Origin of the sequence: Mesorhizobium sp. M1142, from assembly GCF_040318565.1 — a bacterium.
Taxonomy (GTDB): domain Bacteria; phylum Pseudomonadota; class Alphaproteobacteria; order Rhizobiales; family Rhizobiaceae; genus Mesorhizobium.
The window spans coordinates 94,861-107,426 of the sequence record NZ_JAMYMK010000019.1 but is presented as its reverse complement, the minus strand read 5'-3'; the positions used below and the strand labels follow the sequence as shown (position 1 = coordinate 107,426).

General features: G+C 63.1%; 9 protein-coding genes. All 9 read left to right on the top strand.

Going from position 1 to position 12,566, the window contains the following annotated elements; translation table 11 throughout:
- Window positions 1-131 precede the first annotated feature (131 nt).
- The 9 genes from NKH42_RS25495 (at window position 132) to NKH42_RS25455 (ending at window position 12,157) form a co-directional block, all read left to right on the top strand.
- Window positions 132-1,799, top strand: coding sequence for an amidohydrolase (locus NKH42_RS25495; RefSeq protein WP_352506298.1), 1,668 nt, complete (start codon window positions 132-134; stop codon window positions 1,797-1,799).
- Between the two features lie 139 nt (window positions 1,800-1,938).
- Entirely contained in the window at window positions 1,939-3,033 is a 1,095-nt protein-coding gene (locus NKH42_RS25490) for an ABC transporter ATP-binding protein (RefSeq protein ID WP_352506297.1), read from the top strand.
- Window positions 3,033-3,953: an ABC transporter permease gene (locus NKH42_RS25485; protein ID WP_352478299.1), complete on the top strand. Its 921-nt coding sequence runs from the start codon at window positions 3,033-3,035 to the stop codon at window positions 3,951-3,953. The genes NKH42_RS25490 and NKH42_RS25485 overlap by 1 nt, the downstream gene beginning before the upstream one ends.
- A complete protein-coding gene (locus NKH42_RS25480; RefSeq protein ID WP_352974631.1) occupies window positions 3,946-4,746 on the top strand; it encodes an ABC transporter permease in 801 nt (266 codons plus the stop codon). The genes NKH42_RS25485 and NKH42_RS25480 overlap by 8 nt, the downstream gene beginning before the upstream one ends.
- A 23-nt stretch (window positions 4,747-4,769) precedes the next feature.
- Window positions 4,770-5,804: an ABC transporter substrate-binding protein gene (locus tag NKH42_RS25475; RefSeq protein ID WP_254816998.1), complete on the top strand. Its 1,035-nt coding sequence runs from the start codon at window positions 4,770-4,772 to the stop codon at window positions 5,802-5,804.
- Window positions 5,805-5,868: 64 nt separating this feature from the next.
- Window positions 5,869-7,065, top strand: coding sequence for a serine hydrolase domain-containing protein (locus NKH42_RS25470; RefSeq protein ID WP_352506295.1), 1,197 nt, complete (start codon window positions 5,869-5,871; stop codon window positions 7,063-7,065).
- Window positions 7,066-7,095: 30 nt separating this feature from the next.
- Window positions 7,096-8,277: a serine hydrolase domain-containing protein gene (locus NKH42_RS25465; RefSeq protein ID WP_352506294.1), complete on the top strand. Its 1,182-nt coding sequence runs from the start codon at window positions 7,096-7,098 to the stop codon at window positions 8,275-8,277.
- Window positions 8,278-8,400: 123 nt separating this feature from the next.
- Entirely contained in the window at window positions 8,401-10,713 is a 2,313-nt protein-coding gene (locus NKH42_RS25460; RefSeq protein ID WP_352506293.1) for a Tex family protein, read from the top strand.
- 238 nt (window positions 10,714-10,951) lie between these two features.
- The gene (locus NKH42_RS25455) at window positions 10,952-12,157 is read left to right on the top strand and encodes an acyl-CoA dehydrogenase (RefSeq protein ID WP_352689981.1); all 1,206 of its coding nucleotides are present in this window, start codon (window positions 10,952-10,954) and stop codon (window positions 12,155-12,157) included.
- The last annotated feature ends 409 nt before the right edge of the window (window positions 12,158-12,566 follow it).

The following is a 12,566-nucleotide window of genomic DNA, read 5'->3' as shown; positions in this document are numbered from 1 at the left end:
CGTGGTGAGACGCGGCGACCCTAACCGTCCTGCATGGCCCTCCACAAGGCGCTGGGCCAACCGGCCATGGCTTGCTGGCCCGGCAGCCGGTCGTCTAGCCTGTCGGCAGCGCAACCGAACCGCGGGTAATCATGAGTTCAAATGCCGACCTGATCGTCACCAATGCCCGTGTGCTGACCATGGACGAAGGCAATCCGACGGCCGAGGCGGTGGCGATAAAGGACGGCAACATCCTGGCGGTCGGCGATCGCCGGACGGTCGAGGCGCTGAAAGGGCCGGCCACGAAGGTCATGGATGCGCAAGGCGGGTCGGTGGTGCCGGGCTTCATCGAAGCGCATATGCATCTTTTCGGCGGCGCGGCCGAACTCGACAATCTGCACCTTCAGGGCGTGCATGGCTTCGATGCGCTGAGCGAAGCGATCCGTGCCTACGCGGCGGCACGACCGTACGCCAAACTGCTGCTTGGGGCCGGCGTCGACTACACCATCCTTTCCACGAAAGAGCCGGTCACCCGCCACCATCTCGACCGCATCATCCCCGATCGGCCGTTCGCGATGTCGGCTTCCGATCACCACACGATGTGGGCCAATACCAAGGCGCTGGAGCTGGCCGGCATCCTGCACGGCAGGCAACTCGGGCCCGGCAACGAGATCGTCATGGGCGCCGACGGCCTTGCGGCCGGCGAATTGCGCGAGGGCGAGGCGTTCGGGCCGATCCTCGAGCTTTCCGGGCAAAACCGCGTGCGGCTCGGCCTTGCGACAGGCGGCGAGCCCGACCCTTATCCTTCCGCCGCAGAAGTCGCGGCCGATCGCGACCTGATGCATCGCGGGCTGGAATGGTGCGCCCGCCACGGCATCACCTCGATCCACAACATGGACGGCAACCTCTACCAGCTCGAGCTACTTGCCGGTTTGGAGCAGGAAGGGCGGCTGCTCTGCCGCACCAAGATACCTTTTCATTTCAAGAACTTCATGACGCTCGACAGGCTGGAAAAAGCGTCGAGGATGGCCTCCGCCTACCGATCGGAATGGCTGTCGTCCGGCATGGTCAAGATGTTTTATGACGGCGTGCTGGAAGGCTGGACCGCGGTCATGGTCGATGACTATGCCGACCGGCCGGGCTGGCGCGGTGAGACGCTGTTCACGCCGGAGCATTTCGCCGAGGTGGCGCCGGAGGCCGACCGACGCGGCCTGCAGATCGCCGTGCATTCGATAGGCGACGGCGCGGTGCGCGCGGTCCTCGACGGTTACGAGGCGGCGCGGCGGAAGAACGGCAGGCGCGACAGCCGGCACCGCGTCGAGCACATCGAGGTTATCACCGGCGCCGACGTGCCACGCTTCGCCGAACTCGGCGTCATCGCCTCGATGCAGCCGCCGCACCCGCCCGGCGCCATGGACTTCCCGCTGGAACCGACGCTTTCGCGTATCGGCCGCGAAAGATGGCCGCTCAGCTATGCCTGGCGGACGCTGAAGCAGGCGGGCGCGCATGTCGTTTTCGCTTCCGACTGGCCGGTGTCGCGGGTCGACCCGATCCTGGGCATTCAGGCGGCGATGCTGCGCAAACCGTGGGCAGAAGGCGACCCCGACCAGAGCTTCTCGCTGATCGAGGCGCTTGCCGGCTACACGGTCGAAGGCGCCTATGCCGAATTCATGGAGCACCGTAAGGGCCGGCTGAAACCAGGCTATCTGGCCGATCTGGTGGTGCTGTCGGCCGATATCGAGGCAACTGAACCGGCTTCCTTGCACAAGGTGCATCCGGTCAGCACCATCTGCGGCGGCAAGATCACTTATCAGGTTTGATGATGGCGCTGACTGGGGCACGGAGCTTGCGTTTTGAACCGAGGCCCAGATGCATGGTTGCCAAGCCGACCGGCATATGCTGACAATCGAATGGGAACTGGATCCGCCATCAAGAGCGGACATGAAAATGGGGTAATGCGTGCCGGATCAACCGGGTAAGAGTGCAATCGAGGTCCGCGGCGTCCGCAAGGTGTTCGGTATCGGGGACGCACAAGTCGCCGCCCTCGACACGGTTTCGGTGTCGATCCGCGAGAACGAGTTCTTCACGCTGCTGGGGCCGTCGGGCTGCGGAAAGACGACGCTGCTGCGGCTGATCGCTGGCTTCGACTTCCCCAGCGAAGGCGAAATCCTGCTGCACGGCCAGGACATCGCGCCGCTGCCGCCGTTCAAGCGGCCGGTCAACACCGTCTTCCAGTCCTATGCGCTGTTCCCGCACATGACGGTGGCCGAGAATATCGGCTTCGGCCTTGAGATGCTGGGCAAGCCGAAGGCCGAAATCAAGGCGCGCGTCGCCGAGATGCTGAAGCTGGTCAAGATGGAGGCGCTGAGCGCCCGCCGCACCAGCCAGATCTCCGGCGGCCAGCAGCAGCGCGTGGCACTGGCGCGCGCGCTGGCGCCGCAGCCAAAAGTGCTGTTGCTCGACGAGCCATTGTCGGCGCTCGACTACAAGCTGCGCAAGGAAATGCAGATCGAACTGAAACGGCTGCAGCACCAGACCGGCATCACCTTCATCTTCGTCACCCACGACCAGGAAGAAGCGCTGACCATGTCGGACCGCATCGCGGTGATGTCAGCCGGCAAGATCCTGCAAGTCGGCACGCCCTGGGACATCTATGACAAGCCAGCCGAGCGCTTCGTCGCCGACTTCATCGGCGAAACCAATTTCCTGACCGCGGCCATCACCGGCATCGGCAACGGCAAGGCGCGCGCGACACTCAAATCCGGCGCGACGATCGACGCGACGGTGGCCGAGGGCTTCCAGCCGAAGGCGAATGCCACCCTGGTGGTCAGGCCGGAACACGCAAAGCTGACCGGCGGCAAGGGCGATCTTTCCGGAACCGTCGAAAACATCGTCTATTTCGGTACCGATACGCATATTCATGTCCAACTGGACAGCGGCGAAGCCTTCACCGTGCGCCAGCAGAACACGCGCAGCGCAGGCTGCGGTTTCGAGCGAGGCGACAAGGTCGGTGTCTCGATCGGCAACGACGCCGCGCAAGTGCTGAGGGATTGATGGCGAGCGCGGAAGAAGTCGCCAAGGCGGCCGAACGGCGCGATATCCGCGACCGCTGGCTGCTGTCGGCGCCGGCCCTGTTGATCATCTTCCTGGCAGCGACCGGCCCATTGCTGATCGTGCTGGTCTATTCGTTCCTGACACCCGGTCCTTATGGCGACGTGAAGTGGCAATTCTCGCCGGAGGCGTGGATCTCGGTGTTCATGGAACGCGACATCTTCGACGACACGCTGTCGCTCGCCGCTGCCCATGTCACCATCTTTTGGCGCTCTATCAAGCTTGCCATCGTGACCACACTCGCCACGTTGGTGCTTGGTTTTCCTACCGCCTATTTCATGGCAACGCGCAGCGAGAAGACGCGCGATCTCTGGCTTTTCCTGATCACCATTCCGTTCTGGACCAACCTGCTGATCCGTACCTTCGCCGTGCTGCAGATCATCCGCAACGAGGGTTTGATCAACACGGTGCTGCTCAAGCTCGGCATTATCTCCGCGCCGATCCAGATACTCTTCACCGACACGGCGATCCTTATCGGCATGGCCTATGTCTATCTGCCGCTGATGGTGCTGCCGATCTATGCCAGCATGGAGAAGCTCGATTTCCGGCTGGTCGAAGCCGGCTACGATCTTTATGCGACGCGCTTCCAGGTGCTCAGGCGCATCATTTTCCCGCTGGTCAAGCCCGGCGTCGTCGCTGGCTCGATCCTCGTCTTCATCCCGGCGCTGGGCGCCTATGTCACGCCGAGCCTATTGGGCGGCGGCAAGAACATGATGCTTTCCAACCTGATTGAATTGCAGTTCGGGCAAGGCCGCAACTGGCCGCTCGGCTCGGCGCTGTCGATCGCTGTGATGGTCATCGTCATGGTGGCGCTGCTTGCCTATGTGCGCAATGCCGGACAATCGGAGATGCGTCATGGCTAGCAGCTTCTCCATCAAGCATCAGTCCGGCTTCACCGCGATCGCCGCCACCTGCTTCGTCGTGCTTTATCTGCCGATCGTCGTGCTCGTCGTCTATGCCTTCAACGCCGCGACCTCGACGTCGGAATGGGGCGGCTTTTCGCTCAAATGGTTCCAGTTGGCGTGGCAGAACACGCAAGTCATAGACGCCACCTTGCGCTCCTTTGAGATCGGCGCCACGGCGGCGATCCTGGCCACCGTCTTCGCCACCATGGCGGCGCTCGCTACCACGCGCACGCCGCCCTATCCCGGCCTGACCTTCAAATATGCCGCCATCAACCAGCCTTTGATGGTGCCCGAGATCGTCACTGGCGTGGCGTTGCTGATCTTTTTTTCGCGCATAAAGATATTCACCGGCTATTCGGGGCTCGGCTATCTGATCGCCGCGCATACGGCGTTTTGCATTCCCTTTGCCTATCTGCCGATCCGGGCGCGGCTGGAGAACATGGACCTGACGCTGGAGCGCGCCGCCGCCGATCTCTACGCGACGCCGTGGCAGACGTTCAGGCGCATCACGTTGCCGCTGCTGTGGCCCGGCATTCTGGCGGGACTGATGTTGGCCTTCGTCATCTCGCTCGACGATGTTGTCATCACCGAGTTCGTGAAATCGGGCGGCCAGGACACGCTGCCGACCTACATGCTTGGCCAGATACGTCGAGGGATAACGCCGGAGATCAACGCGATATCGACCGTGTTCCTGCTCTTGTCGGTCGCCATCGTGACGTTGTTTTTCTTCATCAGCAGGAAACGGGACTAGACATGAAAATGGGAGCTAAGACCATGAACTGGAAGACCACGGCGACCGCCATCGGGCTGGCGCTGCTCGCCTCGACGAGCCTTGCTCGCGCCGACGGTGAGCTCAACATCTACAATTGGGGCAACTACACCAGCCCCGATGTGATCAAAAAGTTCGAGCAGAAATACAACGTCAAGGTGACCATCACCGATTACGATTCGAACGATACGGCGCTGGCCAAAGTTCGCCAGGGCGGCACCGGCTTCGACATCGCGGTGCCTTCGCAAACCTTCGTGCCGATCTGGATCAAGGAAGGCCTCGTGCAGGAGACCGATCCCGGCAAGATGGAGAACTTCAAGAACGTGGCGCCAGAATGGGCCAATCCCGATTTCGATCCCGGCCGCAAATATTCCGTGCCGTGGGCCTGGGGCACGGTGGGCATCGTGGTGAACACCGATGTCTACAAGGGGCCGTCGGACAGTTGGGGCATCATCTTCAACACACCAGACGAATTGAAGGGCAAGGTCAACGTCGTGCCGGAAATGAACGACGTCATGTTCGCGGCGACCAAATATGTCGGCGGCGCGCAATGCGCCAGCGACAAGGAAACGCTGAAGAAGGTGCGTGACACGCTGGTTGCTGCCAAGCCGAACTGGATCGCGATGGAATACAATACCATCGAGAAAATGGGCGCCGGCGATTTCAAGGCAACCAGCGACTGGAACGGCTCAGCCCTGCGCCAGCGGCTGGCGAATCCCAAGATCCACTATTTCTATCCCAAGGAAGGTTTTGGCCTCTGGAGCGACAATGTCATGGTCCTGAAGGACGCAAAGAATGTCGAGAACGCCAAGCTGTTCCAGAACTTCATCATGGATCCGGAAAACGCCGCCGGCCTGTCCGCCTTCCACCGCTACGCCAACGGCATTGCCGGTTCCGACAAGTACATGCCAGCCGATATGAAGGATGCGCCGGAAGTCATCATCCCGGAAGACGTCAAGGCGCATGGCGAGCTGCAAAAATTGTGTTCAGAGGAAGTGCAGGCCATCTACAGCAAGATCTGGACCGAACTGCAGAAGTAATCCACATCCGGACGAAACCCGGCGGCAATTGCCGCCGGGCCTTTTCCCGGCGATCGGACTGCCTATGATTTCTTATCGCAACAGCGAACCGGCGCCGCCGATCATGCAGGGTTCGCCGCCGCGGATGGTGCCGCCGAAGCTCGAATGGGACCGGCCGCCATGGAACCGCTGGGCGTTCCAGCATATTCGCGAAATCCTGCCGACCGTCGAGGTCTGGCGCGGCAATGGCCATCGCCACAGGCTGGAGCGAGCCGAGGTCGATCTCGACGTGCTGCCGGTGGGCGACAGCATGGGGCAGCCGACGACGCTGGCTGGACTGCTTGACGAGACTTACACCGACGGCTTCCTGGTGCTGAAGCGCGGCAAGGTCGCCTATGAGCGCTACTTCAACGGCATGACCGAGCGCACGCTGCATCTGTCCCAGTCGATGGCGAAGTCGGTCACCGCATCGGTGTTCGGCATACTGGTCGGACGCGGACTGATCGATCCGGGTTTGCCGGTGACCACCTATCTGCCGGAGCTGGAAGCGACCGGCTGGGAGGGCGCCAGCGTGCAGCATGTGCTCGACATGACGAGCGGGGTGCGCTTTTCCGAGGAATACACCGACCCCTATTCCGACATCGGCCAGGTCGATGTCGCCACCGGCTGGAAGCCGGTGCCGCCGGACTGCGATCCGGAATTGCGCTGGCCATCGCATATGTTCGAACTGATCCTGGGGCTCAAGGAAAAGAGCCGGCCGCACGGCGCTGCCTTCGAATACCGCTCGATCGAGACCGACGTGCTTGCCTTCATCATGGAACGGGTGAGCGGCAAACGGCTGGCGCAGCTGGTTTCGGAAGAGCTCTGGCAAAAGCTCGGCGCGGATGAAAGTGCCTGCTTCACCGTAGACAGCGCCGGCTATGCGGTTGCCGATGGCGGCTTCAACGCCACGCTGCGCGATTATGGCCGCTTCGGCCAGCTGATCCTCGGCAATGGTGGCGGCATCGTGCCGGCCGACTGGATCGAGGCGACGCGCAATGGCAGGCATGGGCCGGATTTCAGTCCCAGCCTGCCGGAAGGCAGCTATCGCAACCAGTTCTGGATCGAGGATCCGCGCTCGCGGGCGCTGATGTGCCGTGGCGTGTTCGGACAGCTGATCCACATCGACTGGGATACGAAAATGGTCGTGGTCAAGCTTTCGAGCTATCCGGATTTCACCAACGTCGCCTATTCTGTGGCGACGCTGCAAGCGGTGCACGCCATCGCCGCAGCGCTCGCCTGAAACTCGGCCAAAAGATCCTGAAGGGACGCTATGACCGGCAAGACCGCGTTTGAGACCAGGTATGGCTTTGCCCGAAACCAAGTGCTGCTCGGCAATTGGCGGGAAAGCCCGTTCAGCCGGTGGTCGTTCCAGAATGTCGGCGAGCTGGTGCCGAGCGCTGCCGTGACGGCAAGGCCGGGCAGCAGCGAGGCGCCGGCGCAGGATTTCGGCGGGCTACTTGGCGAAAAGGTCGCCCTTGCAGGCGGCGCGGAGACTGTCGCGGCGTTTCTCGCGCGCTCCGATACCGACGCGCTGACGATCATGAAAGCCGGCAAATTCGTCGGCGACTGGTTCGCACCGCATATGGAGTTCGGTTCACGCCACATCGTCTTTTCGATCAGCAAGTCGCTGACCGCCATTGTTGCCGGCATATTGGAAGGCGAGGGGATTTTCGATCCGCAGGCTCCGGTAAGCCGCTACCTGCCCGAAGCCCCCGGCTCGGCCTATGGCGATGCACGTGTGCGGCACGTGCTCGACATGAGTGTCAGCCTCGATTTCGAAGAGGCCTATCTCGATCCGGACAGCGCCTTCGCCCGCTATCGCCGTGCAATGCTGTGGAATCCAGGCGGGGGCACCGAGGGCCTGGCCACTTTCCTCACGACGCTGCAGAGCCTGACCGAGCCGCATGGCCGGACGTTCCGCTACCTTTCGCCCAATTCCGACCTGCTCGGCATCCTGCTCGAACGCGCGTCTGGCCAGCGTTTCGCCGATCTGATGCGCGAGAAATTATGGGAGCCGCTCGGCGCCGTCGGCGACGCCTCGGTGACAGTCGACATGGAAGGCACGGCGCGTACCGCCGGCGGCATTTCGGTGACACCGCGCGACCTTGCGCGCGTCGGCGAGATGATGCGGCAAGGTGGCGTGGCCAATGGCCGCCGCGTCGTGCCGGAAGCCTGGATGCGCGACACGACCGAAACCGGCGGTGACGCCGAGGCATGGCGGCGCGGCACGATGGCGTCCCTGTTTCCGCGTGGCCGCTATCGCAACAAATGGTACCAGACGGGCGCGGCAAGCGGCGCCTTCTGCGGCATCGGCATTCACGGCCAGTGGCTTTACGTCAATCCGATGGCTGAAATTGTCATCGCAAAGATGTCGTCGCAGCCGGTACCGGTCGACGATCCGCTCGATCTGGATTTGATTTCTTTCTTCGAGGCGCTGAGCCGGATGGTCTGATCCGATCTGTACCGCTCATGCAGCTTTCCTGTGGACCTTTCAGCGGGTTGAAAACGCTGCGGTTGGCGCAGCGGGCGTCTCCGCCTATGGTCGCTGCTCTTTTCGACCAACGACAGGTAGGACATGGCATCCGACATCAAGCGCATCGCAATCATCATAGCCGCCGAAATCGGCGCGCGGCCCGAACAGGCTGCGGCGGCGATCGGTTTGCTGGACGACGGCGCGACAGTGCCCTTCGTGGCGCGCTACCGCAAGGAGGTCACCGGCGGCCTCGACGACACGCAGCTGCGCGATCTTGCCGAGCGGCTCGCCTATCTGCGCGAACTCGACGCGCGCCGCGACACCATCCTTGGTTCGATCCGCGAGCAGGGCAAGCTAACCGAGGGGCTTGAAGCGAAAATCGCTGCTGCCGTGACCAAGGCGGAACTCGAAGATATCTACCTGCCTTACAAGCCGAAGCGCCGGACCAAGGCCGAGATCGCGCGCGAGCGTGGGCTGGGCCCGCTGGCGGAAGCTATTCTCGCCGACCGTGCGGCCACGCCCGCCGAGCTGGCGCTGGCCTACATCAGCGAAGGCGTGGCAGACGCCAAGGCAGCGCTCGAGGGTGCGCGCGACATCCTGTCCGAGCAGTTCGCCGAGAATGCCGACCTGGTCGGCAGATTGCGGACTTATATGAAGGAACGCGCATTCCTGCGGTCGCGCGTCGTCGACGGCAAGCAGGAGGCCGGCGCCAAATTTTCGGACTATTTCGACCATGTAGAGCGCTGGGCCAACGTGCCGAGCCATCGCGCGCTGGCCATGCTGCGCGGCCGCAACGAGGAGGTTCTGTCGCTCGACATCGAGGTCGATGCCGACGATGCCTCGCCGGTGAAGCCGGTCGAGCGGATGATTGCCGATGCTTATGCCATCGGCCGCCAGTTGCCGGGAGACCGCTGGCTGATGGAAGTAGCCAGCTGGACCTGGCGCATAAAGCTGTCGCTGCACCTGACGCTCGATCTGATGCGGGACTTGCGTGAACGGGCCGAGGAAGAAGCGATCCATGTCTTCGCCCGCAATCTCAAGGATTTGCTGCTTGCCGCCCCTGCCGGCTCACGGCCGACGATGGGCCTCGATCCGGGCATTCGCACCGGCGTCAAGGTGGCGGTGGTGGACGGCACCGGCAAGCTGCTGGCGACGACGACGGTCTATCCGTTCCCGCCGAAGAATGATGTCCGCGGCACGCAGGCCGAACTGGCCAAGCTCATCCGGCTGCATAAAGTCGAGCTGATCTCGATCGGCAACGGCACCGGCAGCCGCGAGACTGAAAGGCTGGTGGCCGACATGCTGGCTGACATGCCTGCCGGGTCCGGGCCGAAGCCGCTCAAGGTGATCGTCAGCGAAGCCGGTGCCTCGGTCTATTCCGCCTCGGCAACGGCGGCGGCGGAATTTCCCGGCCTCGACGTGTCGCTGCGCGGGGCGGTGTCGATCGCCCGGCGCCTGCAGGATCCGCTCGCCGAACTGGTCAAGATCGAGCCGAAGTCGATCGGCGTCGGCCAGTATCAGCACGACGTCGATCAGTACCGCCTCGGCCGCTCGCTGGAAGCGGTGGTCGAGGATGCGGTCAACGCCGTCGGCGTCGACCTCAACACGGCGTCAGCGCCGCTTCTGGCGCGGGTTTCGGGTCTCGGCGCATCGCTGGCCGAGGCGATCGTTGCGCACCGGGACGCGACCGGCCCGTTCGCAAACCGCCGCGAGCTGTTGAAGGTCTCCCGCCTTGGACCCCGCGCGTTCGAGCAATGCGCCGGCTTCCTGCGCATTCCCGACGGCAGCGAGCCGCTCGATGCCTCCGCCGTGCATCCGGAAGCCTATGGCGTGGCCAAGAAGATCGTTGCGGCCTGCGGGCGCGACGTTCGCTCTCTGATGGGCGACAGCGCCGCACTCAAGGCGCTCGATCCGCGCGTCTTCGTCGATGAGCGCTTCGGCCTGCCGACGGTGCGCGACATCCTGGCGGAGCTGGAAAAGCCCGGCCGCGATCCGCGCCCCGGCTTCAAGACCGCGACCTTTGCCGATGGCATCGACGACATCAAGGATCTGAAGCCCGGCATGCAGCTTGAAGGCACCGTCACCAATGTCGCGGCCTTCGGTGCCTTCGTCGATATCGGCGTGCACCAGGACGGATTGGTGCACGTCTCGCAACTGGCTGATCGGTTCATCAAGGACGCGCATGAGGTGGTCAAGGCCGGCGACGTGGTCAAGGTGCGTGTCGTCGACGTCGATATCAAGCGCAAGCGCATCGGCCTGTCGATGCGCAAGGATGGCGACGGTGGCGCACCGAAGCCACGCGACAATGGCAGCAGGCCGGTGCCGCGCGCGCCGGCGCCCCAACGCCAGTCGGAGCGGCCGGCGCAGCAGGGCGCGTTCGGCGCCGCGTTGGCCGATGCGTTGAAGCGGAAATAATTCGCGAGCCGGGCTGTGGCAGGTCAGACGGCGGCGCTCGACATTGATGATCCATCACCAATGCTCATGGATCGGCGAAGCTATTTCGTTTGATTTTTTCAGGACGGGAGCCGATAAGCCGCGCGTTTCAAGATTTCTGTTTCGATGCATGTCGTTATCTCCAGGCTGCCGAACACCCTCGGGTCAGGCCCGCGGGCAAGCTTTGGGCGACATGCACGAGTTTGGGAGACCGAGAGCCATGGCCGCCGACAAGAACGCATTCGTCTGGGATGATCCTTTCCTGATCGAGGACCAGCTTTCGGAGGACGAGCGCATGGTGCGCGATGGCGCCGCGGCGTTTGCCGCCGACAAGCTCGCTCCGAAGATCGAGGAAGCCTACCTCGAGGAAAAGACCGACGCCGGGATCTTTCGCGAAATGGGCGAGGCGGGTCTGCTCGGCATCACCATCCCCGAGGAATATGGCGGGCTCGGCGCCAACTACGTCACCTACGGGCTGGTCGCGCGGGAAGTGGAGCGGATCGATTCCGGCTATCGGTCGATGATGAGCGTGCAGTCGTCGCTGGTGATGTATCCGATCCATGCCTATGGCTCGGAAGAACAACGCAGGAAATACCTGCCGAAGCTGGCGTCGGGCGAATGGATCGGCTGCTTTGGCTTGACCGAACCTGATGCCGGTTCCGACCCGGGCGGCATGAAGACGCGGGCCGAGAAGACCGCGAACGGCTACAGGATCTCCGGCTCGAAAATGTGGATTTCCAACGCGCCGATCGCCGACATTTTCGTCGTTTGGGCAAAGTTGTCCGACGAAAGTGGGGGCGCGCATGACAACCAGATTCGCGGCTTTGTCCTGGAAAAGGGCATGAACGGGCTGTCGGCGCCGAAGATCGGCGGCAAGCTGTCGCTTCGCGCGTCGATCACCGGCGAAGTGGTGATGGAAGGCGTCGAGGTCGGCGAGGACGCGCTGCTGCCCAATGTCTCGGGTCTCAAAGGACCGTTCGGCTGCCTCAACCGGGCGCGCTACGGCATCTCCTGGGGTGCGATGGGCGCGGCGGAGGATTGCTGGCACCGTGCTCGCCAGTATGGCCTCGACCGCAAGCAGTTCGGCAAGCCGCTGGCCGGCACGCAGCTTTTCCAGAAGAAGCTCGCCGACATGCAGACCGAGATCGCGCTCGGCCTGCAGGGCAGCCTGCGCGTCGGGCGGCTTATGGACGAAGGCAAGATGGCGCCGGAGATGATCTCGCTGGTCAAGCGCAACAATTGCGGCAAGGCGCTCGACATCGCCCGCCAAGCCCGCGACATGCATGGCGGCAACGGCATCCAGATCGGCTACCACGTCATGCGCCACGCGCAGAACCTGGAGACGGTCAACACCTATGAGGGCACGCATGACGTGCATGCGCTGATCCTCGGACGGGCGCAGACCGGGTTGCAGGCGTTCTTTTAGCATCGGCAGGGGTCCTCCGCTTCCAGGGGGCCATTGCCTGGCATCTCCCCCGCAAGGCGGGCGATCGGCAGCTTTCGTCGGCGGTGCCACATTTTGTTCTTGCTTTGTGCCGGCAGCTATGCTACTAATTTGGATATGGTGCTAATTGGCTCCAACGACCCGCCCGCCGAGGCGGGTTTTTCTTTTCCGCTGTTTTCGACGAAGCATCGCGTGTGCTGCCGATCATCGATATCGGCGGGAAGCGCCCGGTGCTGGACCCGCCGCACCTCGGCCCAGCACCGTTGCAACGTCATGCCGCCACGCGGAATCCCAAGGTCGGCGCTCCGTTTCGTGAAGCTATGAAAGCTTCTTAATTTAGGTGCAGCGCAACATCTCTGCTTGGAGAATGCTCAGCATTCGTGTCAGGGTT